This window comes from Neorhizobium sp. NPDC001467, assembly GCF_050275975.1.
In the GTDB taxonomy this organism is placed as follows: domain Bacteria; phylum Pseudomonadota; class Alphaproteobacteria; order Rhizobiales; family Rhizobiaceae; genus Neorhizobium.
In genome coordinates this window covers 202,450-228,651 of record NZ_JBNNPS010000001.1, presented here as the reverse complement: position 1 = coordinate 228,651, position 26,202 = coordinate 202,450, and the positions used below count along the sequence as shown (strand labels likewise).

The window sequence follows — 26,202 nt, the reverse complement described above, 5'->3', positions numbered from 1 at the left end:
GGGCAATGACAGATCAATGGTCTCATGGTAAAGAATTTGTTTATTCTGACGTTCTACACTGACCGCAGGCCGGCCGCCATCACCGGTGAAAACCCTGACTGGAAGAACAACGGATACGCAGTCGATGACCATGTTTCGCACCCGTCGCTTTCAAGCGCTCGCCCTCTCGATGATCGCCGGCATGACGCTCGCGACCACTCCGATAGATGCTCAGGCAGACCAAGGTTTCAAGGCTTGGATCGCAAATTTCTACGACACTGCGGCCCAGAGCGGCATTACCCGCGCGACCTATAACAAGGCGTTTGCAGGCATCACCACGCCTGACCGGGACGTGCTGCAGAAGGCGCAGTATCAGCCCGAGTTCAAGTCGCAGATCTGGGATTATCTGGACAGCCGCGTGAACCCCTATACCGTCAAGATCGGTCGCGAGATGAAGGCCCGCCATGCGCGTCTCCTCAACGCCATCGAGCGGCAGTCCGGCGTCGACCAGAACATCATCCTGGCCATCTGGTCGATGGAGTCCAATTACGGCGCGGCGCTCGAAAACCCGGAACGCCTGCATCACGTGCCGCAGGCGCTGGCAACGCTCGCCTGGGCCGATCCCAAGCGCGCCAAGTTCGGTCGTACCCAGCTGATCGCCGCCCTCAAGATCCTCCAGGCGGGTGACGTGACGCCGAAGCAGCTGACCGGTTCCTGGGCCGGCGCCATGGGCCATACGCAGTTCATCCCCACCAGCTACCTTCTTTACGCGGTCGATGCCGATGGGAACGGCAAGCGCGATATCTGGCATTCTATCCCCGATGCGCTGGCCACCGCCGCCAACCTTCTGTCCAAGAACGGCTGGGTCTCGGGAAAGACCTGGGGTTACGAGGCAGCCCTGCCCGCCGGTGCGGCAAAATATGAAGGCCAGACAAAGACGATCGCCCAATGGGCCGCGCTCGGCTTTACCCGCCCCAACGGCAAGGGTTTTCCGCGCGGCGGCGATCGTGCGACCCTCAAGCTGATGGCCGGGGGCAACGGTCCGGCCTTCCTGATGATGAAAAACTTCTTCACCATCAAGAAATACAATGCCGCCGATAGTTACGCGCTCGCCGTCGGCCTTCTTGCCGACCAGATTGCCGGCTACGGCGGCATGCAGCAGCGCTGGCCGCGCCCCGAAGGCACGCTCGACATCTCGGAGAAATTCGAGCTGCAGTCGCGCATGAAGGAGCTCGGCTATTATGACGGCGAAGTCGACGGCAATTTCGGCTCCGGTTCGAAGGCCGCCATTGCCGCCATCCAGAAGCGTCTCGGCATGCAGCAGGATGGCGAACCGTCGCATTCGCTCTTGAAGGCGATCCGCTGAGGTAAGGCGCGATCGGAACATCAACCGCTGGAAAGACGGGCTGCGATCCAGACGCAGCCCGCAATGAGATGGACAGCAGGGACATGACGTCTGCACGGCTCCCCCTCGGCACCCGACTGAAGACCGGCGGCGCGCGCTTCCTGCTGGCGGCAATGGCGCTGATCGCCACCCTGCCGATCCATGCCGAACCTGCCGCGGCGCAGGAAAGACGATACTATCTGGAGGAGCGGCGCTACGAGCAGCCGCGTCGCCGCACGCTGATGGACCTGTTCTTCAACGATCGGAGCCGGCGCGATTCGTCCGTCATGGACATGCAGCCGCGCCGCAAGCGGCGGGCCGCCCCCGCCCCTGCTCCTACCACAGCAGGCGCACCGCGCCGGCCTGTGCGCACCGCGCCGGCAACATCCGTCACCTCAGTTCCCACGAAACCGGAACCCGCCCAAAAGCTCGACAATGCGAGGAAAGTGCTCGTCGTCGGCGACTTTCTGGCCGGGCGGCTTGCCGGCGGGCTGGAAGCGGCATTCGCCGAAAATCCGGGCGTCGTCGTGGTCGACGAGGGCAAGACGGCATCCGGTCTGGTGCGCCAGGACCATTACGACTGGCCTCAGGGCCTGCCCCAGCTGATCGCCAACGAAAAGCCGGCGCTCGTCGTCGTGATGATCGGCGCCAATGACCGCCAGCAGATCGACAGCAATGACGCGCGTGAAAAATTCCGCACCGAACGCTGGTTCGAGATCTACAAGCAGCGCGTGCAGGAGTTCGGGCAGATCGTTCGCGACCACGACCTGCCGCTGCTATGGGTCGGCCTGCCCGCCTTTCAGTCGGCGTCGATGACGGCGGACGCGGTGACGCTCAACACCATCTACCGGACCCAGACGGAGGAAATCGGCGGCGAGTTCGTTGATATCTGGGACGGGTTCGTGGATGAGGAGGGCAAGTTCGTCATAACCGGTTCGGACGTCAACGGCCAGCAGGTGCGCCTGCGCAGTTCCGACGGCATCAACATGACGGAAGCCGGACGCCGCAAGCTTGCCTTCTACGTTGAAAAGGTCGCCCGCCGCCACCTTGGCGATGCGCCGGCGGCCGACATGGTCAACCTCGACGGCAGCAACCTGCCGGCGCTCCCCGTGCTTCCCGGAACGCCCAATACCGGCATCGTATCGACCCAGCCGATCGCGCTTTCCGACCCGGATCTCGACGGTGGCCAGGAACTCCTTGGCGCCGGCGCTCCGGCACCGGCAACCAGCCAATCCGCGCGCGATCTTCTGGTCACACGCGGCGAGCTGCCGCAGGCCCCGGTGGGTCGTGTGGACGATTACCGCATCAAGACGACGCAGTAAGCAGGGCGCGCGCTCTGTCGGAAGCTGCTGGATGATCGACCTTGTCGATGAAGGCCTGCGCGCGCGGGATGACGTCATGCAGATACTGATCCGGCCCCAGCATTTTGCGGCTGTTCAGTTCCGCTGTGTCGAGCAGATCGAAATCGACGGTTTCGATTGAACAGCTCCAGCCCGGATATCTCTTCGACCAGCCCTTGGCATGGTGCGCCAGCAACCGCTCGCGCAACGAATATCCGTGATAATCAAAGACGATGACGCCATCCGTCACATAGGCATGGCCACCGGCAAAATCATCTGCAGGAATAATGCGCTCCGCATGAAAGCCGAGTAGCGGAGGTAAACGCAGAAAAGTGCCAGCCAACAATGCGCAGGCGCCATGCCCGAAGAAAATGCGATCGGGCAGGGCCCATCGCTTTTCCGGGTTTTTCTTGATGCCGTGCGTGAGGATGTACATGGCTAGGAAGGTGCGTTGATTCCGCTTTTCCGTCAAACGATGACGGCAAAAAAAGCCCCCTCGCGGCGAGCGAGAGGGCCGATATTCGATAACGAAGCGACTGCGCTTACCGCGGCAGAACCGAAGCGCCCATCAGCGCCTCGTCCACCGCACGCGCCACCTGACGGCCCTCGCGGATCGCCCAGACCACCAGCGATTGGCCGCGACGCACGTCGCCGGCGACGTAAAGCTTGTCGATCGAGGTCTTGTAGTCGCGCTCGTTTGCAACGACGTTGGTGGAGCCGCGACGGTCGGTATTCAGCGTCAGCTTGCCGTCCAGTTCCGACAGCACGCCCGTGGTCATCGGGCCGGAAAAGCCGATGGCGATGAAGGCGAGATCGGCCTTGATGATGAAATCCGTGCCGGCGATCGGCTTGCGACGCTCGTCCACCTGGCAGCAGCGCACGCCGGTCAGCATGCCGTCCTCGCCGACGAATTCGAGCGTCGCCACCTGGAATTCGCGGTTGGCGCCTTCGGCCTGCGAAGACGAGGTGCGCATCTTGGTCGCCCAGAACGGCCAGACGGCGAGCTTGTCTTCCTTTTCCGGCGGCATCGGACGGATATCGAGCTGGGTCACCTTGACGGCGCCCTGACGGAAAGCCGTGCCGACGCAGTCCGATGCCGTATCGCCGCCGCCAACAACGACGACATGCTTGGCGCCGGCAAGGATTGGCTCTGCCGGCCAGCCCGTCGAATCGATGTTTTCGCGACCGACGCGGCGGTTCTGCTGAACGAGATACGGCATGGCATCGTAGACGCCGTGCAGTTCGACGCCGGGAATGCCGGCCGGACGCGGGGTTTCCGAACCACCGCAATAGATCACGGCGTCATGTTCGGCCATGAGTTCTTCCGTCGGCTTGTCGACGCCGACATTGACGCCGCAATGAAACGTGACGCCTTCGCCGGTCATCTGTTCGACACGGCGGTCGATAAAGTTCTTCTCCATCTTGAAGTCTGGAATGCCGTAACGCAGCAGGCCGCCGGCCTTCGTTTCGCGCTCGAACACATGAACTTCGTGACCGGCGCGGGCGAGCTGCTGGGCAGCGGCCATGCCGGCGGGGCCGGAGCCGATGATCGCCACCTTGCGGCCGGTCTTCACCGTCGCCGGCTGCGGCACGATATAGCCCAGTTCATAGGCCTTGTCGGCAATCGCCTGCTCGACGGTCTTGATGGCGACCGGCGCATCCTCGAGGTTAAGCGTGCAGGCTTCCTCGCAAGGGGCCGGGCAGACGCGGCCGGTGAATTCGGGAAAATTGTTGGTGGAATGGAGGTTGCGGATCGCCTCTTCCCACTTGTTGTTATAGACCAGATCGTTCCAGTCGGGGATCTGGTTGTGCACGGGACAGCCGGTCGGGCCGTGGCAATAGGGGATGCCACAGTCCATGCAACGGGCCGCCTGTTTGGTGACCTCGGCATCCGACATGGGAATGGTGAATTCGCGGAAATGACGAATGCGATCGGAGGCCGGCTGGTACTTTGCCACCTGCCGGTCGATTTCCATGAAACCCGTTACCTTGCCCATGTCTTAGTCCTCTTCAAAACGGAAGGCCAAGTGGCCCCCAATACCAGTAGGCGACACCGATAACCGCCCCCAGCATGACAAACTCCAATCCGATCGTGCCGTTGATCAGATAACCCGCAACTGGAACCAGTGCGCCTATCGCCAAGGAAACTGCCGTATGCGTCTTTCGCATCCATCCCTCCTTCGCGGCGGCTATCGCAGCCAGTTTTCGATCTTCAAACCCGGAACCCGGGAAAACTCACCTTCATTGTCGGTCACGAGGACCACATCCATAGCCAGAGCATGGGCTGCGATCCAGAGATCATTGGCCCCGATATTCTTGCCTTGCCTCAACGCCAGCCGGGCATCGGCATAGCGTTGATCACTCGGCAGCTGGAGCGGTGCCACGAAAAGCCGCCGCGTGATCGCGGCCACCTTTTTGGCCAACTCCTCCGAGCCATTTTTCTTCACGCCGTACCAGATCTCACCATGGGTGATGATGCTGATGAAGACGTTCTCTTCTCCCACCTCGAGCAAACGTTCGAATGTCTTGCCGCGCGGGTCCCTCACGATGGCCGAGACGATGTTCGTATCGAGCATGAACTGCATCAGAACTCGACCTCACGAAGCGGTGCCAGATCCTCGTCGCCAGAGACAAAGTCTTCGCCACGCCAGGCCTCCGCCTGCCTGAGGTAGTCGATCAGGCCGGCAGTCACCGCGGTTCGCATCAGGATCGACCCGTCCGGCTGCTTCACCATGACGACGCGATCGCCTTCGATGTCGAACTCTTTCGGTATGCGCACTGCCCGGCTTCGACCGTTCTTGAAGATGGCGACCGCGACTTCGCCACCTTCCGGCGTTTCCTTCACATGCTCGTTCATGTTCCGCTCCATCGCTGCCATATGCCAACAGCATATCACAGCGATGAGGCTTGTTAAACTACTCCGCAGCCACGCCCATCCGCATGCGTTCCATCTCTTCCAGCGCACGGCGGTATTCCACCGGCATGACCTTGCGGAACTTTGGACGGTACTCGCCCCAGCGATCCAGGATTTCCTTGGCGCGGGTGGAGCCGGTATAGTGCATGTGGTTGGAGATCAGCTGATAGAGACGCTCCTCGTCGTGGCGGGTCATGTCTTCCGACACGTCGACACGGCCCTTGTGCTGGATGTCGCCGCCGCGATGGTGCAGCTTTTCCAGCATGTCGTCTTCTTCGGGAACCGGTTCCAGCTCGACCATGGCCATGTTGCAACGCTTGGCGAACGTGCCTTCTTCATCCAGCACGTAGGCGACGCCACCCGACATGCCGGCTGCAAAGTTGCGGCCGGTTTCGCCGAGCACGACGACGATGCCGCCGGTCATGTATTCGCAGCCGTGGTCACCCACACCCTCAACGACGGCGATCGCACCCGAGTTGCGAACGGAAAAACGTTCACCAGCAACGCCGCGGAAATAGCACTCGCCCGAGGTCGCGCCGTAGAGCACGGTGTTCCCGACGATGATCGAGTTTTCCGCCACGATCTTCGAATTTTCCGGCGGGCGCACGATGATGCGGCCACCCGAAAGTCCCTTGCCGACATAGTCGTTGCCGTCACCAACCAGATCGAAAGTGATGCCGCGCGCCAGGAAAGCACCGAACGACTGACCAGCGGTGCCGGTCAGGGTCACGCGGATCGTGTCGTCCTTCAGACCCTTCTCGTTCCAGCGCTTGGCCAGTTCGCCCGAAAGCATGGCGCCGGCCGAACGGTCGACGTTCTTGATCGAGGCTTCGAAAACCACCGGCTCCTTGTTTTCGAGCGCCGGCATGGCCTTTTCGATCAGCTTGCGATCGAGAATGTCGTCGATCGGGTGGTTTTGGCGTTCGGTCCAGTAGGTGGCTTCCTTGGGCGCTTCCACCTTGTGGAAGATTTTCGAGAAATCGAGACCCTTGGACTTCCAGTGGTCGAGCATATCGTCCTTGGACAGGAAGTCCGAGGAACCGATGATCTCGTCGAGCCGGGTGAAGCCGAGCGAGGCCAGGATTTCGCGGACTTCTTCGGCGACAAAGAAGAAATAGTTGATGACATGTTCCGGCGTACCCTTGAAGCGCTTGCGTAAGACCGGATCCTGCGTCGCGACGCCGACGGGGCAGGTGTTGAGATGGCACTTGCGCATCATGATGCAGCCTGCCGCGATAACCGGAGCGGTGGCGAAACCGAACTCATCGGCACCCAGAAGCGCACCGATGATGACATCGCGGCCGGTCTTCAGGCCGCCATCCACCTGCAGCGCAATGCGCGAACGCAGGCCGTTCAGCACCAGCGTCTGCTGGGTTTCGGCAAGGCCGATTTCCCAAGGCGAACCGGCATGTTTCAGCGATGTGAGCGGCGAAGCGCCCGTGCCGCCGTCGAAACCGGAGACGGTGATATGGTCGGCGCGCGCCTTGGCGACACCGGCGGCAACCGTGCCAACGCCGACTTCGGACACCAGCTTGACGGAAATGTCGGAGGTCGGGTTGACGTTCTTCAGGTCGTAGATCAGCTGCGCCAGATCTTCGATCGAATAGATGTCATGGTGCGGCGGCGGCGAAATCAGGCCGACACCCGGCGTCGAGTGACGCGTCTTGGCAACCGTCGCATCCACCTTGTGGCCGGGCAGCTGGCCGCCTTCGCCGGGCTTTGCACCCTGCGCCACCTTGATCTGCAGCATGTCGGCATTGACCAGATATTCGGTGGTGACGCCAAAGCGGCCGGAGGCGATCTGCTTGATGGCCGACCGTTCCGGGTTCATCGAACCGTCGCGGCGCGGCAGGTAACGATCGCTCTCTTCGCCGCCTTCACCGGTGTTCGACTTGCCGCCGATCCTGTTCATGGCGATCGCCAGCGTCGTATGGGCTTCGCGCGAAATCGAACCGAAGGACATGGCGCCCGTGGAGAAACGCTTGACGATATCGACAGCCGGCTCGACCTCGTCGATCGAGACCGGCTTGCGGCCCAGCTCTTGCGCCGACTTGATCTTGAACAGGCCACGGATGGTGTTCATCCGCACGGCGCTGTCGTTGACGATTTCGGCAAACTCGCGGTAGCGGTCCTGGCTGTTGCCACGCACGGCGTGCTGCAGCGTGGCCACGACATCCGGCGTCCAGGCATGGCTTTCGCCACGCATGCGATAGGCATATTCGCCACCGATATCGAGCGTCGAGGCGAGAACCGGGTCCTTGCCGAAAGCGGACGTGTGGCGCTCGGTGGTTTCGCGGGCGATTTCGTCGAGGCCGATGCCGCCGATCGAGGAGGCCGTGCCGAAGAAATATTGCTCGACCAGTTCGGACGACAGGCCGACGGCGTCAAAAATCTGCGCGCCGCAATAGGACTGGTAGGTGGAAATGCCCATCTTGGACATGACCTTGAGGATGCCCTTCCCCACGGCCTTGATATAGCGATAGACCACTTCCTGCGCATCGACTTCCTTTGGGAATTCGCCGCGCATATGCATGTCGGTCAGCGTATCGAAGGCAAGATAGGGGTTGATGGCTTCGGCGCCATAACCGGCAAGACAGCAGAAGTGATGGATTTCGCGCGGCTCGCCCGATTCCACGACGAGGCCGACCGAGGTGCGCAGACCCTTGCGGATCAGGTGATGGTGCACGGCAGCCGTCGCCAGAAGCGCGGGAATGGCGACACGATCCGGACCGATCTGGCGGTCGGACAGAACGATGATGTTGTAGCCGCCCTTCACTGCCGCTTCCGCACGCTCGCACAGACGGTCCAGCATTTCCGGCATGGCTTCTGCGCCGCGTTCGATCGCGTAGGTGAAATCCAGCGTCTTGGTGTCGAAACGATCTTCCGTATGACCGATCGAGCGGATCTTTTCCAGATCGCCATTGGTGAGGATCGGCTGGCGCACTTCCAGACGCTTGGCGTTGGCCATGCCGGTATGATCGAGAATGTTCGGGCGCGGGCCGATGAAGGAGACGAGGCTCATGACCAGCTCTTCGCGGATCGGATCGATCGGCGGGTTGGTGACCTGCGCAAAGTTCTGCTTGAAATAGGTATAAAGCAGCTTGGACTTTTCCGACATGGCCGAGATCGGCGTGTCGGTACCCATCGAACCCACGGCTTCCTGCCCGGTGGTTGCCATCGGCGACATCAGGATCTTTGTGTCTTCGCGGGTGTAACCAAAGGCCTGCTGGCGGTCGAGCAGCGACACGTCGCGACGCAGCGCGCGCGGTTCAACCGGCTTCAGTTCTTCCAAAATGAGCTGGGTGTTGTCGAGCCACTTGGAATAGGGATGACGAGTCGCAAGCTCGCTCTTCAGCTCCTCGTCGGAGATGATCTGACCCTTTTCCATATCGATCAGCAGCATCTTGCCAGGCTGCAGGCGCCACTTCTTGACGATCTTTTCTTCCGGCACCGGCAGCGTGCCGGCTTCCGAGGCGAGAACGATGCGGTCATCATCGGTGACGAGATAACGGGCCGGACGCAGACCGTTGCGGTCGAGCGTGGCGCCGATCTGGCGACCATCGGTGAAGCAGACGGCGGCCGGCCCGTCCCAGGGCTCCATCAGGGCGGCATGGTATTCGTAGAACGCCTTGCGCTCCTTCGACATGGACTGGTTGCCGGCCCAGGCTTCCGGGATCAGCATCATCATCGCATGCGCCAGCGAATAGCCGCCGCGCAGCAGGAATTCGAGCGCGTTATCGAAACAGGCCGTATCCGACTGGCCTTCATAGGAGATCGGCCAGAGCTTGGAGATATCATCGCCGAACAGCGGCGAGGAAACCGAAGCCTGACGCGCCGCCATCCAGTTGACGTTGCCACGCAACGTGTTGATCTCGCCGTTATGGGCGACCATGCGGTACGGATGCGCCAGCTTCCACGACGGGAACGTGTTTGTCGAAAAGCGCTGGTGGACGAGCGCCACGGCGCTTTCGAACCGCGGGTCCGACAGATCCTTGTAGTAGGCACCGACCTGATAGGCCAGGAACATGCCCTTGTAGACAATGGTGGTGGAGGACAGCGACACCGGGTAAAAACCCTGGTCGACGCCGCCGAACGCATCATAGATGCGGTTGGAAATGACCTTGCGGATCAGGAACAGCTTGCGCTCGAAATCGGGATTGGTCGCGGCATCGCGCCCTGCCCCGATAAAGACCTGACAGTGATAAGGTTCCGTCGCGGCGATTTCCGGCGCCTTGGAGAGCGAGGAATTGTCGACCGGCACATCGCGGAAACCGAGGAACTGCTGCCCCTCTTCGGCGATGACATCCTTCACCACCTGCTTGTAATGTTCGATCTCTTCCGGCTTGCGCGGCATGAACAGATGACCGACGGCATATTCGCCGGCCTTCGGCAGGGTCACGCCCTGCTTCGCCATTTCCTCACGGAAGAAACGGTCGGGGATCTGCACCAGAATGCCGGCGCCATCGCCCATTAGCGGGTCGGCACCGACTGCGCCGCGATGCGTCAGGTTTTCAAGGATGAACAGGCCGTCCTTGACGATCTGGTGCGACTTGACGCCCTTCATATGCGCGATGAAGCCGACGCCGCAGGCATCGTGCTCGTTTTGCGGATCATAAAGCCCTTGAGCCGCCGGAATGCCCGAGGCGACAAAAGGCACGCTGTCCTTGGTGGCGGAAGGCGTTTCGGCCTGCACACCGGACATGTCAGCAATCGTCTTCGTCATCGTCATTCCTCCTGTTGGCCGCGAAAGGCGGCAAGGTGGCATCGGTTACTTCGTCAGAACGCCATGCGGTGTCGCACATCATCCCAAAACTCTACGACAGTCTTACAGCCCGCGCCTGCGACGCCCAGGCAAAGCACGACTTCTTCGGAAGTCAGCATAGCCCGGATGAACATCGCCGTCAGCCGCGAAACCAACCCGTCGCGGGTTCGATCTCATGGAAATAGGACAACAATTCTGACCTATTTCCGCTTTTGTATGCCATAGATGTTAACAGGCGACAAGGGGAGAATCGGCAATTCACTCGTGTCCCGCGACAGAATTCCGAAAAAAGTCGGCAGGGAGCGCAATTTAATTACGCGGTGAACTGGCGATTGCAGGTTTCGTTGCGAGATCGATAGGGCCGTTGTGAGCAGCCGGCTTTTTCGTTGAACGACACGGCAAATGGCTTAAGGTCTGCCCACCTCCGACACGCTGCATACCCATCACAGGACCTCACATGTTCTTCGCTTCCGACAACTGGGCCGGCGCCCATCCTGCCATCAACGAACGGCTCTCCAGGGAATCCACCCGCTTCGCCGCAGCCTATGGCTCCAGCGATCTCGACAAGTCGATCGAGCTCCGCTTCAACGAGATTTTCGAGCGCGAAGTTGCCGTCTTTTTCGTTGCCACCGGCACTGCCGCCAATTCCCTGTCGCTGGCCAGCATCGCGCGTGCCGGCGGCCTCACCTTCTGTCATTCGGAAGCGCATATCATCGAGGACGAATGCGGCGCGCCGGACTTCTTTTCCGGCATGCGCATGGTCGCGGTCGAAGGTCCCGACGGCAAGATGCTGCCGGAAAATCTCGTCAGCCGCATCGCCCGCTACCCGCAGGATGCCATCCATCACGGCCGTGCCGCCGCCATCTCGATGACGCAGGCAACCGAGGCCGGTACCGTCTATACGCTCGACGAAATCGACGCGATTGCAAGGATCGCCAGGGAGAACGGCCTGCCGCTGCATATGGATGGCGCGCGCTTCGCCAACGCGCTGATGGCGCTTGGCACGACGCCCGCCGAGATGACCTGGAAGCGTGGCGTCGATGTTCTCTCCTTCGGCGGCACCAAGAATGGCTGCTGGTGCGCCGAAGCCATCGTGTTTTTCGATCCGGACCTGGCCAAGGATTTTGCCTTCCTGCGCAAGCGCACCGCCCAGCTGTTTTCCAAGTCGCGTTTCATCGCCGCCCAGTTCGATGCCTATCTGAAGGACGACCTGTGGCTGGGCCTTGCCGGCCACGCCAACGACATGGCCAACCGTCTGCGCGCCGGCTTCGGCTCGCTCAACAGCGCCCGCCTCGCCTGGCCGACGCAAGCCAACGAAGTGTTCGCCATCCTGCCAAAATCCTCGGCAAAAGCGGCGCAGGAAAAGGGTGCGAAATTCTACGACTGGCTGGAGCCGCGCGACATGCCGGAAAAGGTATCGGGCGACGAAGTGCTGATCCGCATGGTGACGAGTTTTGCCACGACGGAAGAAGACGTCGACCAGTTCCTGTCGATCTGCGCTTCAGCTTGAACCCGATGGGTGGCTGGGCAAAAATGCCCATCACCTGCGTTCAAACAACTGGCCTCTGCCTGAGACAGGCTGCTGACAAACCTTCCAATCGGCGATTTCGTCATCCTAGGGCTTGTCCCTAGGATCTAACCACGCCAATGCAATCAGGCCATTGCAGATCCTCGGCACAAGGCCGAGGATGACGACGAAGAGTTTTTCGACCGTTACCCGCAAACCGAAGAGCCTTCGGCTAAGTTCTGGATTTTCCACGTGAATGGCTTCCACTCACGGCACGATCCGCGCCGTGATCAAACTCGACACCGCCTCCACCAGCGCCGCATCCGCGCCGCGCCGCGGCACCAGCACGAATTCGATGTCCTCCAGATCCGGGAGACGTCCCGGTGCGATCTCGCGCAAGCCCGCCGGCGCCATGCTGCGCGGCTGCACCAGCACGCCCATGCCGGCCCGTGCCGCCGCCGTGAGGCCGGAAAGACTGCCGCAGGTGCAGACGATCCGCCAGGCGATCTTCTTCCCGTCAAGCGCCTGCTGCGCCACTTTTCGCGTGATGCTCGGCGGTGGGAAAGCGATCAGGGGCACGGTTTCGTCACGCAACAGAACATCCGCGTCGCGCGCGAGCCAAACCAGCGGTTCGCGATAGAGCAGCCGTCCATGCGTTTCGCCAATATGCCGCTTGGCGAGAACCAGATCGAGCTCGCCCGCCTCCTGCATCTGAAACAGCACGCCGCTCAACGCCACGGTGAGTTCCAGATCCACCCAGGGATGAAGCCGGGTGAAATCCTCCAGAATGGAGGTCAGCCGGTTGGCGACGACATCTTCCGAAACACCCAGCCGCAAACGACCGCGCAAACGGCTTTCGCCGAACAGCGTTACCACCTTGCCATTTAAATCCAGCATGCCGCGTGCATATCCCAGCAGCGCCTCGCCATCTGCCGTCAGCCGCACCTGATGTGTATCCCGTTGCACCAGTTGACGCCCAAGCGACTTTTCAAGCCGCTGGATATGCTGGCTGATCGTCGATTGGCCGATCCCGAGCCGCTCGGCGGCAGCGGTAAAACTGCCGGCCTGTTGCAACATCACGAAGCTTTCGAGATGATGGAGATTGAGCATCCTTATCCTGCTTCGTGATAACTGTTAATTCTTGCATCGCGGATCATGATAAGGGAAGACGCTTCGCAACCGAAGTAAAATCAGTTTCAGGACATGCCCATGAGCCGCTTCATGCCGGACCGCTTCACCATCATGCTGGTCTGCGCGGTCATTCTCGCCTCCTTCCTGCCGATCTACGGTCAACCCGCCTACTGGTTCGGCATCGCCACCGACATCGCTATCGGCCTCTTGTTCTTCCTCCATGGCGCCCGCCTGTCGCGCGAAGTCGTGGTAGGCGGCCTGTTGCACTGGCGTCTGCACCTGACCATTCTTGCCACCACCTTCGTTATCTTCCCGCTGCTGGGCCTCGCCATCGGTTTTCTGCCGGAAAGCATTTTGCCCGCGCCGCTTTACGCCGGCATCCTTTTCCTCTGCGTTCTCCCCTCCACCGTGCAGTCATCGATCGCGTTCACCTCGATGGCCAACGGCAATGTGCCGGCGGCGATCGTTTCCGCCTCCGGCTCCAATCTGTTCGGCATGTTCCTGACGCCACTTCTGGCCAGCCTCGTCATGTCCACCACGGGTGAAGGCGGCGGCGTTTCCGCCGATGCCATTGAAAAGATCGCGCTGCAGCTTCTTGCTCCCTTCGTCATCGGCCAGCTTCTGCAGCCCTTCATCGGCAACTGGATCCGTGCGCGCAAAAAACTGCTGGCGCCGGTCGATCGTGGCGGCATCCTGATGGTGGTTTATCTGGCCTTCTCGACAGCCGTTATCGAAGGCATCTGGCGCACATTCTCCGTCACCGATATTGCCGCCGTCATCGTGACGGACATGGTTCTGCTGGCGGTCGTCATGGTCATCACCATGTATGGCAGCCGCCTGCTCGGCTTCTCCAAGGAAGACGAGATCGCCATCACCTTCTGCGGTTCGAAAAAGTCGCTGGCCTCGGGCGTGCCGATGGCCAACGCCATCTTCGCCGGCCAATCCTCCGCCATCGGCGCCATCGTCCTGCCGATCATGTTGTTTCACCAGATCCAGTTGATGGTCTGCGCCGTGCTGGCGCAGAAATATGCGCAGCGCAAAGTGAAGGTGGAAGACAAGGCGACGGCTGCGGCGTGAGATACAGGGAGACCTTTTGGGTCAACCGATCAGTTTGGTCGCCATGGCCCGGACCTGTTTCAAAGCGATATCCGACGCCCGCCCCTTCGGCTGGGCGTTCCGGCCTCTCCAGTCCAGGCTTTTGATCTGGTCGGCCAACGCAATGCTGCCCTCTTCAAGAACGACTTCGAAAGGATAGCCCTTCCGCCTCGTTGTCATGGGGCAGCATAATATAAGACCGAAACGATTGTAGCTGGCGGGCGTCAAAACCAGTGCGGGACGACGCCCGGCTTGCTCGTGTCCTGCCTGGGGCGAAAAATTTAGCCAGACAATGTCGCCCGCGTCGGGAACATAGCCGGCAGCCGGCATCAGAGCAGCTCTCGGCCGACAGACACCCCAAAATCGATGTTGTCGTGCGCATTATCCGGCGTGATACGAGCGATCATCTCGTCAAGGCTTTGATCACCCTCCCGGGGTAACTCGACGATCACACGGCCGTTTTGCTCGCTGACCTCAACCTCTGCGTCGACCGCAAGATTGGCAGCTTCCATGATTTCGTCGGGTATTGGAATAGAGGCGCTGCCGCCCATTTTTTTTACGGTCACACGCATGACAGCCTCGCGACTGAAGTCTTCCTTATAGTAGAATAGCCCTCCGATCCCGTCAAACCATCCAAACAGAAACGCCCCCTTCCGGCTGGAAGAGGGCGCGTCGTTGGCCATGTGACGTGGAGGTCGTCTTGGGAGGATTGGCCTTGGAAGTTTAGTTGATCTGCTGCGGTTCAGAAACCTGGGCCTCGATCGTGCGCGGCGTATCGACGGGCTCTGCGGCGATCGCGATGCGGCGCGGCTTCATGGCTTCCGGGATCGTCCGCAGAAGGTCGATGTGCAGCAGGCCGTTCTTCAGCTGCGCGGTCTGTACCTCGACGTGATCGGCAAGCTGGAACCGGCGCTCGAAGGCACGCTTGGCAATGCCGCGATGCAGAAACTCGCTCTTGGAAGCGGCCTCATCCTCGCTCTTTTCGCCTTTCACGTGCAGCACATGCGCACGGGCCTCGATGCTCAGTTCCTTTTCATCGAAACCGGCGACGGCCATGGTGATGCGATAGGTGTTCTCGCCGGTCCGCTCGATATTGTAGGGCGGATAGGTTTGTGCCTGGTCGGGCTGGCCAAGGCTGTCCAGCATGGTGAACAGGCGGTCGAAACCGACGGTGGAACGGTAAAGGGGGGAAAAATCGACGTGACGCATGGTGTCCTCTCATGAAGCGACGTGTTGCGGTTCTGTAAGGCGGCATCCCGTATTGGCGATGCCTGGCCCGTGTTCGCGGACCCGATATCGGCGTCCGCAGGACCAAGATGGGAATTGCTTTTTCCGGCTTCAAGACCTTTTTTTGATTCCGGCCCGCATGATTTTTTGCGGACGACCCGATGGCTTGGCGCCCGGTCGAATGACGGCTTCGTGTCGAGGCTTAGAACGTGGGAAGGACCGTTTGTCGCGGTGGTTCATCTATGTCCGAATCGAGACTGACAAAACCAACAACGAGCCAGAAAGAGTGCGTTGCACCATCGCGCCATGGCCTGGCGGGATTCACTCGCCTGACAGGCGCCGCGATTTCCATAGGAAGCTCGCAACGTATCCCGCGTATCGGGCCGGACGGCTGGTCCTCCCCCGGCTACTTATCGCCATTTTCCTAATCACCGCCGGACCTGCCGCCGCCCATGTCAAATGGTTCGCACCCTATTGTCGGCGCGTCGCCGCAGCCGATCAGCGCCACCCTCCTACTGGGACCGCACCTCGCGTTCTACGGAACCAAACACAACGTGGCGCCCCTCCACCGCACCGCCCATGGCCCCGACCCCGACCACCCGCATCCGACCGATGCCGCCGCCCCGCCAGCACTGCATCACCATGATAGTCCCGCGCCCCATCGATAGAAACGAAACCGGCAGGGAAACTTTTTCTTCTTGACCCGGGTCCCGTTCCGCCTATCGCTTGTGGTCATGAGCGAAACAGAAGCCACCCCTTCCGACATCCTCCGGTCGACACCTGACAATCCGGTGCCGCCAAATCATTTTGCCGGTTTTTTCACCGGCCATCGCGGCGCAAGGCTGCGCTACGCGGTGTTTCGATGCGAAATGTCGCCGGCGCGCGGCACGATCGTGCTGCTCCATGGCCGCAGCGAATCCATCGAGAAATATTACGAGACGATCCGCGACTTCAACGCCATGGGTCTGTGGGTCGCCACCTATGACCTACGTGGACAGGGCGGTTCGGACCGGCTGCTGAAAAAGCCGAAAAAGGGTCATCTGCGGCGCTTCTCCGATTACGAGCGCGATCTCGACTTGTTTCTCGAACAGATCGTGCTGCCGGACACCCGCCTGCCCTTCTTCCTGGTCGCCCATTCCACCGGTGCCCTGATCGCGCTGTCGGCCGCCCCGCGTCTCGCCAACCGCATCGAGCGCATGGCGCTGGCGGCGCCTTTTGTCGGCCTGACCGGACAGGCGCTTTCGCAAGGCATGATCCGTTTCATCGCCGGAGCGCTGACCGTCATCGGGCTTGGACAGATTTCGGCCGGTTCCGACCAGAACGGCCGCGCCTTTGCCGGCAATCCGCTGACCTCGGACCCGAAACGGTTTGCGCGCAACGGCGCGATCGGCACGTCCAATCCCGACCTGATGATCGGCCCGCCGACCATGCGCTGGCTTAAGGAAACGCTGGCCGCCGCACGCCGCGTCGCGTCGCAGGCGCATCTGACCGCCATTACCATTCCCACCCTGGTTCTGGCGCCGATGCGGGACGGTATCGTGCCCTATGCAAGCCAGGAGGAACTCGCGCGCAATTTCCGCGCCGGTCAGTTGGTGAACATCATCGGCGGTCGTCACGAACTTTTCAGCGAGGCGGATGTCTATCGCGTCCAGGCGCTGGCCGCGATCGAAGCTTTCATTCCAGGCAACGAAGCATCATCGCCCGTTGCCGGCGACGCGGCAGCCTGAACGGCCGCGTCAGCGGGCCAGCAGCGCCAGCGCCTGCTCATGAACGGCCCGGCTGCCGGCCGCGACGATATTGCCCCCGTCTTCCGGACGGCCGCCCTCCCATGTGGTGATGATGCCGCCGGCCTGTTCGATGATCGGGATCAGCGCTCCGACATCATAGGGTTTCAGACCGTTTTCCACGACAAGATCGACATGGCCTGCGGCCAGTAGGGCATAGGCGTAGCAATCGGTACCATAGCGGAACAACCGCACCTTGTCCTCGACGGAACGATAGGCCGCCAGATCATCGCCCTCGAAAATATGCGGCGAGGTGGTGAACAGGATCGCCTCTGACAGCCCGCCGCAATCGCGCGTGCGGATCGCATATTCCCCGTCCCGGCCGCGATACCACGCCTGTTTGCCATCGGCAAAATAGCGCTCCCCGGTAAAGGGCTGATCCATCATCCCCATCGTCGCGCGCCCGTTCGAACGCAGGCCGATCAGCGTGCCCCAGACCGGAACCCCGGAAATGAAGGCGCGCGTGCCGTCGATCGGGTCGATGACCCAGACATGCGGGCGGTCGAGGCCGATATTCTCGTGCTCTTCGCCGAGAATGCCGTGTTCGGGAAACCGTTCGGCAATCAGTGCCCGAATGGCTGATTCGGCAGCGCGATCCGCTTCCGTGACGGGATCGAACCCTTGTGCGAGCTTGTTGGTGACCGACGTGCCGGCACGAAAACGCGGGAGCGTTTCGGCCTTGGCAGCATCGGCCAGTTTGTCGAAGAACGATCGATCCGGAAGCATGGTCACCCTGACGCTTTGTGAGTGCCCCATAGACCACAAAATCGCCCGAAGGCCAATCTGCCAACTTCGATAGGCAGATGCACATAATTTATGCATTTACCATTCATGCTTGACGATTGGGCAGATCAGACATAAGGTCTCAATCGCAGTTTTCGGACTGTAATGCCCTCCTTGGGTGTTTCCTCCCTAGACTTGACCGCGCCACAAGCGCGGTTTTTTTTGGTCGCAGGAAAAACCTTGCTGCGGCGTGGCCGGCGGCAATTTCGTCAGGAGAGAGGGCGAAACTTATTCGGCGGCCAAGGCCGGATTTGTACCGAACTCGGCGGCAAAATCCGCCATGGAGGCAATGAACTCGGTCAGTGCGCGGGCAAGATCGTCGAAATCCGGGCGTTTGCGCAGCGTCACTTCATCGATATAGATCGCCCGGTTGATTTCGATCTGCAGGGCATGCAGGCCGCGTACCGGCCGACCATAATGTTCGGTGATGAAACCACCGGCATAAGGCTTGTTGCGCACGGCGGTAAAACCGAGACCTTCCAGGAAATACATCGCGGCGCGCGACAGCTCGGCCCCGGCGCTGGTGCCGTAGCGATCACCGATGATGAAGTCCGGACGAATATCGGACCCGGACAGGCGAATATTGCCGGGCATGGAATGGCAATCGATCAACAGCGACATGCCGAACGCAGCATGCGTGCGGGCAATCAGCCGGCGCAGGCAGGCGTGATAGGGCTTGTAGATCGTCTCGATGCGCGAAAGCCCCTCCTCCACGGTGAGGCGGCGGCGATAGATTTCCATGTTCTCGGCAACGATGCGCGGAATGGTGCCAAGCCCGCCCGCGACCCGCATGGAGCCGATATTGACATAGGGCGGCAATGCGCCGTCGAACATGCGTGGATCGAGCTCATAGGGCTCGCGGTTCACGTCGAGATAGGCCCGCGGGAAATGCGCCAGTAGAAGCGGCGCACCGAGATTCGGCGCCTGCGCGAAAAGCTCGTCGACATAATGGTCTTCGGAGCGACGGATTTCGACCTCGTCCAGCCGCGATTCGGCCAGAAACTGCGCCGGATAATGCCGGCCGCTATGGGGGGAATTGAAGACGAAGGGAATGGTCTGCGACGTCGGCTCCCTTACCTCGAATAGGTCGATGTCGCCTGTCACTCCGTTCATCCGCCCTGCCTGCTGCCGCCTTTACCATAAAGGTAACTTGTTTGTAACGTCATGTTGCCAGTTGCCTGCTATGAAGTCCATACTATGTATTACCCACCAATGGCATCCTGCAGAGCTTCAACGGTTCTTGACCGCGCGAAGGCATCTGGAGGAGAAAGAGCCGACATCTTTAACGCGACCCACTGACGGTTTTCCAAGACGATGCAAAAAATCCTTCTCGCTGAAGACGATAACGACATGCGCCGCTTCCTCGTGAAGGCGCTCGAAAAGGCCGGCTACAAGGTCTCGTCCTTCGACAACGGCGCCAGCGCCTATGACCGTCTGCGCGAAGAACCCTTCTCGCTGCTTCTGACTGATATCGTCATGCCGGAAATGGACGGGATTGAACTCGCCCGTCGCGCCACCGAACTCGATCCCGACCTCAAGGTCATGTTCATCACCGGCTTCGCCGCCGTTGCGCTCAACGCGGATTCGAAGGCGCCCAAGGATGCCAAGGTCCTCTCCAAACCCTTCCATCTGCGCGACCTTGTGGACGAAGTGAACAAGATGCTGGCAGCCGCCTGAGGTAAAAGGCCTGTGTCGCAAGGGGTTTGAAAAAACTTCAAAAAACCGACACAAAACCGATTGACGGCGGCAAGGCCATATGGTTTATGCCGCCTCACGGAAGGGCGTGTAGCTCAGCGGGAGAGCACTACGTTGACATCGTAGGGGTCACAGGTTCAATCCCTGTCACGCCCACCATCCGTACTTTCGCAAGGCCCTGTTCACACGGGGCTTTTTGCGTTTTCGGCCGAAGCTTTTCATCCTCGCCGTAGCCGCGTTTCTATTGCCGACGCGCAACTTCCCCACGACGTTTCCAAACGAACGCATCTCCCCCAACCGACAGCCGCCGATATCGTGTTGCCCATCCACGCCGGCGCCATTATGAAAGACGTTGGCCGATGACATGGAACGCACGCGTGCCGAATCGCGGGCCGGCAGGTCCCGCCGACAACCGCGATGCCATGGCCCGAATTTCGCTGAGCCGCGATCCGTGCCGGCCATCTGGAGCTTGACGATACCCTCATGTCCACCGGACCGGCAGCCGAACGTGCGAATGAAGATGCGGGCTCGGCCTCGCCTGCTCTCGGTTATGCGGCATTGCACGGCGTAGCCGACGAAATGCTGGACCGGGACGGCACGGTTCGGCCGGTCTGGCGCAAGTTGATCGCCCATCTTGAGCGCATGCCCGCGCGCGAACTGCACGCGCGTTTCGCCCGCGCCGACCGCTATCTGCGTGATGCCGGCGTGTTTTACCGAACCTATGACGGCAAGGACCATGGCGAGCGCAATTGGCCCATCAGCCATGTACCGGTCATGATCGACGAGCTTGAATGGCAGGGCATTTCGCGCGGCCTGGTGCAGCGTGCCGATCTTCTCGAAGCGCTGATAGCCGATATCCATGGCGACAACACGCTGGTCCGGGACGGCATCCTGCCGCCACAGCTGATCGCCAACAACCCGGAATTCCTGCGCCCGATGGTCGGGGTCAGACCGGTCGGCGGCCATTACCTGCATTTCTGTTCCTTCGAGATCGGCCGCGGACCGGACGGCAACTGGTGGGTTCTGGCCGACCGCACGCAGGCCCCCTCCGGCGCCGGTTTTGCGCTCGAAAACCGCGTCGCCACCACCCGCGCCCTTTCCGATCTCTATGCCGAAAGCCACGTGCATCGGCTGGCCTCCTTCTTCGGCGCTTTCCGCGATGCCCTGCAGGCGCACAGGCAAAAGCCGGAGGATCGCATCGCCGTTCTGTCGCCGGGGCCTGCCAACGAGACCTATTTCGAACATGCCTATCTTGCCCGCTATCTGGGCTTCATGCTTCTGGAAGGCGAGGACCTGACGGTCGTCGACAACCGCGTCATGGTGCGCACCGTGTCGGGGCTGAAACCGATCGGCGTGCTCTGGCGCCGCCTCGATGCCTCCTATGCCGATCCGCTCGAACTCGACCAGAATTCACAGATCGGCACGCCCGGCATGGTGCAGGCGCTGCGCTCCGGCGCGATGACGCTGGTCAATGCGCTCGGTTCCGGCATTCTGGAAACCCGCGCGCTGATGGCGTTCATGCCCACCGCCTGCCGCCGCCTGCTTGGCGAAGAGCCGCTGATGCCATCCGTTGCCACATGGTGGTGCGGGCAGACATCGGAACGCGAGCATGTCGCAAACAATATCGACAGCATGGTGATCGGCCCCGCCTATTCCCGCATGCCTTTCTTCGAGGATAACGGCCAGTCCGTGCGCGGTTCGGACCTGCGCCGGACCAGGGAAGGTTCGCTCGGCGCGTGGCTTGCCCGCGAGGGCGCCAATCTGGTGGGTCAGCAGGTCGTGACGCTGTCGACCACGCCCGTCTATGTCGGCGGCAGGCTGGTGCCGCGGCCGATGTCGCTGCGGGTCTTTGCAGCGCGGACCGAAAAGGGCTGGCAGATCATGCCCGGGGGCTTTGCGCGCATCGGCGCCGGTGACGATGTGGCGGCCATTGCCATGCAGGCCGGCGGCTCGGCCGCCGACGTCTGGATCGTCTCCGACAAGCCGGTGCCGAAACCGACGCTCCTGCCGCCCGAGGAAAGCTTTACCCGCACGCTGCCGGGCTCGCTGCCGTCTCGCGCCGCCGACAATCTCTACTGGCTCGGCCGGTATATCGAACGCGCCGAAGGGGCGCTGCGCATTTTACGCTCCTGGAACGTGCGCTTTGCTGAATCCGCCGATCCGAATGGCCCGCTCCTGGCAGATGTCACCCGCTACATGCGGCAATTGCAGATCGACATGCCGAACGAGGCCATCCCCGCGACGCTGATCCGTAATCTCGACAGTGCCATCGCGTCTGCCGGCCATATCCGCGACCGCTTTTCGCCGGACGGCTGGCTGGCGCTGACCGACCTTGCCAAGACCGCCCGCCGTTTCCACGACGTGGTCAGGCCGGGAGACGACGCGGCCCACGCCACCACCATCCTTCTTCGAAAACTTGCGGGCTTTGCCGGCCTCGTGCATGAAAACATGTATCGTTTCACCGGCTGGCGGTTCCTCTCCATCGGCCGCCATCTCGAACGTGGCCTGCACATGTCCGGCCTGCTCGGCCATATGTCCGGCGCGGACGCGCCGGATGGCGCACTCGACATGCTGCTCGAAATCGGCGACAGCGTCATGACCCATCGCCGCCGCTACAATGTCGCGACGGCGCGCCTCACCATCAACGACCTGCTCGGTCTCGACCAGTACAACCCGCGCTCGATCCTTTTCCAGCTGCACGAGATCCGCAACGAGGTGGAACAGTTGCCCAATGCCAAGATCAACGGCCAGATGTCGCCCTTCCTGCGCGAGGCGACCCGCCTTTACTCCGGCCTGGCGGTGATGACGCCCGAGGCGATGGATGGGGCAGTCTATGGGCGGCTGCAACAGGATCTCGAAACCCTGTCCGATCTGCTCGGCCGGACCTATCTGCATTGAGGCTTGAAGGCGGGAACCGCAATGCTTTACGACCTCTCCCTGCATATGGGCTATGCCTATGACGCGCCAGCTTCCGCAGCGCGTCATGTCGTGCGGGTCCTGCCTTTGTCGCTGCCCGATCGCCAGAGACTGATCGCCGGTGCCCTCACAGTGACGCCTGATCCCGAGGAAAAGACGAGCTTCGTCGACTTTTTCGGCCAGCAGGCGACGGCAATCTTCCTGCGTAACCCGCATGAACGGCTGGACATCCGCATGCAGGCCCGCGTGATGGTCGAAACGCCCGCTCTTACCGCCGACCTGTCGCCGACGCTCGACAGGCTTGCGGAAGAACTGTCGGCATACAGATCCATCCAGGCCGCCTCGCCGCATCACCTGACCGGAGAAAGCCCGCGCCTGCGCAGCGATCTGCGGATCGCCGCCTATGCCCGCGAGGGGGTGGAGCCCGGCCACACGGTGCGTGAGATCGCCACGACGCTCTGCGGCCGTATCCACCGCGATTTCACCTATGATCCGCAGGCGACGACAGTGGAGACCACGCCCGAGCAGGCATTCGGGCTGCGGCGCGGCGTCTGCCAGGATTTCGTGCATGTGATGATTGTCGGTCTGCGCAGCCTCGGCATTCCGGCCGGCTACGTGTCCGGTTTCCTGCGCACGATTGCGCCGCCGGGCCAGGCGCGGCTCGAAGGCGCCGACGCCATGCATGCCTGGGTGCGCATCTGGTGCGGCGAGACGACCGGCTATATCGAACTCGATCCGACCAATGATATTGCTGTCGGCAGCGATCATATCGTCGTCGGCTACGGTCGCGATTATGCCGATATCGCACCCGTTATCGGCGTCCTGAAAACATTCGGCAGCCACCGAATGGTACAGTCGGTGGACGTCGTTCCGGCGCCCTAAGCGATTCTGTGTCGTATTTTTGCAGATTCGGTAAAATCCCGCGCAAACCCTTAATCCTCTGTCCATCCCTTTGCCGCTATGCACGCTATAGGGGTGCTAATGTGATTGGGGATCACGATGGGGTTTTCGGCATATCTCGCGCGGCTGATCCGTGACCGCGGCGGCAATTTCGGCATCATCACGGCCGCCATCATTCCGGTGGTGGTCGCCACAGCCGGGCTTGCCATTGACGCGGCGCGGGCGCTGGAGATCCGCTCCGGGATGCAGATAGCCGCAGACGCCGCGGCCCTGGCGGCGGCGACCTCGCTGTCGAACCGCAAGGATTACACCGAAGCCAAGGCGCGCGATTTCGCCAGCACCTATTACGCCACCCAGATCGTCCAGATGAGCAAGACCGGAACCGAAACCGACGACGAGCTTGCCGCCCTTGTCGCAGCCATCAAGAGCGCAACGACCACGACGATCGTGACCACGGCCAACGGCGCCAACGGCAAGACCTACGACGTCTCCGTAAGCTCAAGCTACGTCATGCCGGTCAACACGATGACGGCGATCGTCGCCGGCCCCTCGATCACGCTGGCCACCAAGGCCTCGACCCGCAGCGCCACCGAAAGCCAGAGCGCTTTTTCCATGTATCTTGTCCTCGATCAGTCCGGGTCGATGAAGAACGATACCGACACGCTGGAGTGTGTGGCGCGCGACAAGCAGGGCAAATGCACGGGCTATGGCTATGTGAAGAAGATCGACGCCCTGAAATCGGCGGTCGGAGGCTTGCTCGCCGTCATCAACGAAGCCGATCCGGACAAGAAATATGCCCGCACCGGCGCGGTCTCCTACAATCAAAAGATGCAGACGGCCTCACCCATGGGCTGGGGTACGAGCGCCGTCGCCACTTATGCCGCAGCGCTCAAGGCCGACGGTTCGACCAATTCCGGCGAAGCCACGCAACTGGCCTATGATACGCTCGCCCCGACCGGCATCGGCTCGGAAAACGACGTCCACTACAAGAAGAACGGCCAGATACCGAGCAAGTTCATCATCCTGATGACCGATGGCGAAAACAATGTCGGCAATGCCGACGGCGTGACCAAGGCTGCCTGCGACCGGGCCAGAAACAACACCCCCAACAAGATCACCGTTTATTCCGTCGCCTTCATGGCGCCGACGGCCGGCCAGAACCTTCTTAAATATTGCGCCACGACATCAGCCCATTACTTCGATGCCAAAAACTCCGCCGAACTGGCTGCTGCCTTTCGGTCCATCGGCGAAGCCGCAGCCAAGGGGATCACGCGATTGACCCAGTAGCCTGACGGTCTGCGCCTTGCTCCGATCAGGGGCCCAAGAGCGCGACGATATAGATCGATGCTGACGAGAGACCGGAAACTGTCCTAAATGAGGGCGGTTTTTCCGAAAACCGCGGCATGGCTAAAATGCGCTGGAATAATTTAGCGGGCTGTCTACGCATCGTCGCTAAACCGCCGTCCATTGGGGTTCCACTGGATTGGGTTGGGGCAATGAGACTTTCGCTTCCTTTGACGCGGTTCTTGAAAGACCGCGGCGGTAATTTCGGCATCATGACGGCCATCCTGACACCGCTGGCGCTTGGCGCCGGCGGCATGGCCATCGACATCACGCAGGCGATCCAGGTCAAGGGCGAGTTGCAGGCACTTGCGGATTCGGCATCGCTTGCTGCGGCACGCGCCATGTCGGAAGGCGGCAAATCGCCGGCCGAAGCCCGGGAACTGGCCGAGAAGCTCTATGCCGCCCAGATGGTCAACTATCTGAAGACCGGCAACGAAACCGATGCGGAAATCGACGCCATGATCGCCCAGCAGCGGGCAGCGCTGCGCGTATCGATCAGCGAAACCAATACCGGCACCCGCGCCAAGAGCTATTCCATCTCGGTCGGCACGACCTACCAGATGCCCGTCAACGCAATGACCGGTCTTCTTACCGGCAATACGATGACGCTTGCCGCATCGAGCACGGCCGTCAGCGCCACGGAATCCACCAATGGCATCTCGATGTATCTGGCGCTCGACCGTTCCGGTTCGATGTCGTGGGTGACGAGCACCAAGGACACGACGCGCAACAAGTGCGACAACTACACCAAGGCGAAATGGCCCAACGTCGCCTCCACCCAGCCCTGCTACATCAGCAAGATCGCGGCCCTGAAGACGGCGGCCAATGCCATGTTCGCCGCGCTCAACAAGGCCGATCCCAAAACCACGCTCGTGCGCGTCGGTGCCTCCGCCTATACCCATGAAACCTTTGCGGTTTCGCCCATCGCATGGGGAACGACGGCTGCCGCCAAATATGTGTCGGCCATTCCGGCGGTTCCCGAGGGCGGCACCGATGCCAACAGCTCGATGACGGCTGCGATCAATGCGCTGAAAAGCAGCCATGCCACCGAAAACAACAGGACGAAGGCGACTGAAGAAAACCTTCAGAAGGAAAAGGGTAACGGCTCCGTCAGCCGCTATATCGTGCTGATGACCGATGGCGAAATGACCGGCAACAGCGCCAATTTCAACAACAGTCTCGACAAGTCGGTCCGCACCAAATGCGAGACGGCCAAGAAGGACGGGATCCAGATCTTCACCGTCGCCTTCATGGCGCCCGACACCGGCAAATCGCTCCTGAGCTACTGCGCCAGCGCCAGCGACTACTATTACGAGCCGGAGGACATGGAAGATCTGGTCAAGGCTTTCGGCGAAATCGCCGAAAAGGCCGCCAAGGCGACGACACGCCTGACCAACTGATCCGTCGCGATCACCGCTCATACCGATGACAAGCCCTCGCT

Annotated in this window: 22 protein-coding genes and 1 tRNA gene; 11 read left to right on the top strand and 12 right to left on the bottom strand. The window is 61.2% G+C overall.

Features of this window, described 5'->3' with window-relative positions; translation table 11 throughout:
* The first annotated feature begins 130 nt into the window (after positions 1 to 130).
* Together ACQKKX_RS01115 and ACQKKX_RS01110 are read left to right on the top strand one after the other, a co-directional pair.
* Positions 131 to 1,345 carry a lytic murein transglycosylase gene (locus tag ACQKKX_RS01115; protein WP_427569314.1) on the top strand — a complete coding sequence of 405 codons (1,215 nt, stop codon included), beginning with the start codon at positions 131 to 133 and terminating at the stop codon, positions 1,343 to 1,345.
* A gap of 83 nt (positions 1,346 to 1,428) precedes the next feature.
* Positions 1,429 to 2,685 (top strand): SGNH/GDSL hydrolase family protein, encoded by a 1,257-nt coding sequence (locus ACQKKX_RS01110; RefSeq protein WP_427567994.1) that lies wholly within the window; start codon positions 1,429 to 1,431, stop codon positions 2,683 to 2,685.
* On the opposite strand, the gene ACQKKX_RS01105 is transcribed toward ACQKKX_RS01110, so the two are convergent.
* The 6 genes from ACQKKX_RS01105 to gltB form a co-directional block, all read right to left on the bottom strand.
* Positions 2,669 to 3,139: a hypothetical protein gene (locus ACQKKX_RS01105; protein WP_427569313.1), complete on the bottom strand. Its 471-nt coding sequence runs from the start codon at positions 3,137 to 3,139 to the stop codon at positions 2,669 to 2,671. The genes ACQKKX_RS01110 and ACQKKX_RS01105 overlap by 17 nt on opposite strands.
* Before the next feature lie 106 nt (positions 3,140 to 3,245).
* Positions 3,246 to 4,700 (bottom strand): glutamate synthase subunit beta, encoded by a 1,455-nt coding sequence (locus ACQKKX_RS01100; RefSeq protein ID WP_427567992.1) that lies wholly within the window; start codon positions 4,698 to 4,700, stop codon positions 3,246 to 3,248.
* A gap of 13 nt (positions 4,701 to 4,713) precedes the next feature.
* Positions 4,714 to 4,872: a hypothetical protein gene (locus tag ACQKKX_RS01095; RefSeq protein ID WP_427567990.1), complete on the bottom strand. Its 159-nt coding sequence runs from the start codon at positions 4,870 to 4,872 to the stop codon at positions 4,714 to 4,716.
* 20 nt (positions 4,873 to 4,892) lie between these two features.
* Positions 4,893 to 5,288: a type II toxin-antitoxin system VapC family toxin gene (locus ACQKKX_RS01090; protein ID WP_427567988.1), complete on the bottom strand. Its 396-nt coding sequence runs from the start codon at positions 5,286 to 5,288 to the stop codon at positions 4,893 to 4,895.
* Positions 5,288 to 5,560 (bottom strand): antitoxin, encoded by a 273-nt coding sequence (locus ACQKKX_RS01085; RefSeq protein WP_427567986.1) that lies wholly within the window; start codon positions 5,558 to 5,560, stop codon positions 5,288 to 5,290. Before ACQKKX_RS01085 ends, ACQKKX_RS01090 begins: the two co-directional genes overlap by 1 nt.
* Before the next feature lie 58 nt (positions 5,561 to 5,618).
* Positions 5,619 to 10,319, bottom strand: a complete 4,701-nt coding sequence (gene gltB / locus ACQKKX_RS01080; RefSeq protein ID WP_427569312.1) for a glutamate synthase large subunit — start codon at positions 10,317 to 10,319, stop codon at positions 5,619 to 5,621.
* Between the two features lie 517 nt (positions 10,320 to 10,836).
* Here gltB and ACQKKX_RS01075 point away from each other — a divergent pair.
* On the top strand, positions 10,837 to 11,889 hold the full coding sequence (locus tag ACQKKX_RS01075) for a low specificity L-threonine aldolase (protein WP_427567984.1): 1,053 nt from the start codon (positions 10,837 to 10,839) through the stop codon (positions 11,887 to 11,889).
* 264 nt (positions 11,890 to 12,153) lie between these two features.
* Here ACQKKX_RS01075 and ACQKKX_RS01070 read toward each other — a convergent pair whose 3' ends face one another.
* Entirely contained in the window at positions 12,154 to 12,996 is an 843-nt protein-coding gene (locus ACQKKX_RS01070) for a LysR family transcriptional regulator (protein ID WP_427567982.1), read from the bottom strand.
* Between the two features lie 99 nt (positions 12,997 to 13,095).
* On the opposite strand from ACQKKX_RS01070, the gene ACQKKX_RS01065 reads away from it, so the two are divergent.
* Positions 13,096 to 14,094 (top strand): bile acid:sodium symporter family protein, encoded by a 999-nt coding sequence (locus tag ACQKKX_RS01065; RefSeq protein ID WP_427567980.1) that lies wholly within the window; start codon positions 13,096 to 13,098, stop codon positions 14,092 to 14,094.
* A gap of 21 nt (positions 14,095 to 14,115) precedes the next feature.
* Here ACQKKX_RS01065 and mazF read toward each other — a convergent pair whose 3' ends face one another.
* Genes mazF through ACQKKX_RS01050 form a run of 3 tightly spaced genes read right to left on the bottom strand, consistent with a single transcriptional unit; the run spans position 14,116 to position 15,321 of the window.
* The gene (gene mazF / locus ACQKKX_RS01060; protein WP_427567978.1) at positions 14,116 to 14,442 is read right to left on the bottom strand and encodes an endoribonuclease MazF; all 327 of its coding nucleotides are present in this window, start codon (positions 14,440 to 14,442) and stop codon (positions 14,116 to 14,118) included.
* Positions 14,442 to 14,795: an AbrB/MazE/SpoVT family DNA-binding domain-containing protein gene (locus ACQKKX_RS01055; RefSeq protein WP_427567977.1), complete on the bottom strand. Its 354-nt coding sequence runs from the start codon at positions 14,793 to 14,795 to the stop codon at positions 14,442 to 14,444. Before ACQKKX_RS01055 ends, mazF begins: the two co-directional genes overlap by 1 nt.
* Positions 14,796 to 14,835: 40 nt before the next feature.
* Entirely contained in the window at positions 14,836 to 15,321 is a 486-nt protein-coding gene (locus tag ACQKKX_RS01050; protein ID WP_427567975.1) for an Hsp20 family protein, read from the bottom strand.
* Between the two features lie 752 nt (positions 15,322 to 16,073).
* Between ACQKKX_RS01050 and ACQKKX_RS01045 the strand changes: the two genes are divergently transcribed.
* Positions 16,074 to 17,066, top strand: coding sequence for an alpha/beta fold hydrolase (locus ACQKKX_RS01045; protein ID WP_427567973.1), 993 nt, complete (start codon positions 16,074 to 16,076; stop codon positions 17,064 to 17,066).
* A 9-nt stretch (positions 17,067 to 17,075) separates the two neighbouring features.
* On the opposite strand, the gene hisN is transcribed toward ACQKKX_RS01045, so the two are convergent.
* Both hisN and ACQKKX_RS01035 read right to left on the bottom strand, forming a co-directional pair.
* Positions 17,076 to 17,849 carry a histidinol-phosphatase gene (gene hisN, locus ACQKKX_RS01040; protein ID WP_427567971.1) on the bottom strand — a complete coding sequence of 258 codons (774 nt, stop codon included), beginning with the start codon at positions 17,847 to 17,849 and terminating at the stop codon, positions 17,076 to 17,078.
* 285 nt (positions 17,850 to 18,134) lie between these two features.
* Positions 18,135 to 19,019 (bottom strand): N-formylglutamate amidohydrolase, encoded by an 885-nt coding sequence (locus tag ACQKKX_RS01035; protein WP_427567969.1) that lies wholly within the window; start codon positions 19,017 to 19,019, stop codon positions 18,135 to 18,137.
* A 201-nt stretch (positions 19,020 to 19,220) separates the two neighbouring features.
* Here ACQKKX_RS01035 and cpdR1 point away from each other — a divergent pair, with 201 nt between their 5' ends.
* The 6 genes from cpdR1 (at position 19,221) to ACQKKX_RS01005 (ending at position 26,161) form a co-directional block, all read left to right on the top strand.
* Entirely contained in the window at positions 19,221 to 19,583 is a 363-nt protein-coding gene (cpdR1, locus tag ACQKKX_RS01030) for a response regulator CpdR1 (protein ID WP_153357686.1), read from the top strand.
* Between the two features lie 102 nt (positions 19,584 to 19,685).
* A tRNA-Val gene (locus ACQKKX_RS01025) sits at positions 19,686 to 19,760 on the top strand.
* 324 nt (positions 19,761 to 20,084) lie between these two features.
* Positions 20,085 to 22,499, top strand: a complete 2,415-nt coding sequence (locus ACQKKX_RS01020; protein WP_427567967.1) for a circularly permuted type 2 ATP-grasp protein — start codon at positions 20,085 to 20,087, stop codon at positions 22,497 to 22,499.
* Positions 22,500 to 22,520: 21 nt separating this feature from the next.
* Entirely contained in the window at positions 22,521 to 23,399 is an 879-nt protein-coding gene (locus ACQKKX_RS01015) for a transglutaminase family protein (RefSeq protein WP_427567965.1), read from the top strand.
* A gap of 117 nt (positions 23,400 to 23,516) precedes the next feature.
* Positions 23,517 to 24,704 (top strand): vWA domain-containing protein, encoded by a 1,188-nt coding sequence (locus tag ACQKKX_RS01010; RefSeq protein WP_427567963.1) that lies wholly within the window; start codon positions 23,517 to 23,519, stop codon positions 24,702 to 24,704.
* A gap of 209 nt (positions 24,705 to 24,913) precedes the next feature.
* On the top strand, positions 24,914 to 26,161 hold the full coding sequence (locus ACQKKX_RS01005; protein ID WP_427567961.1) for a vWA domain-containing protein: 1,248 nt from the start codon (positions 24,914 to 24,916) through the stop codon (positions 26,159 to 26,161).
* Positions 26,162 to 26,202 lie beyond the last annotated feature (41 nt).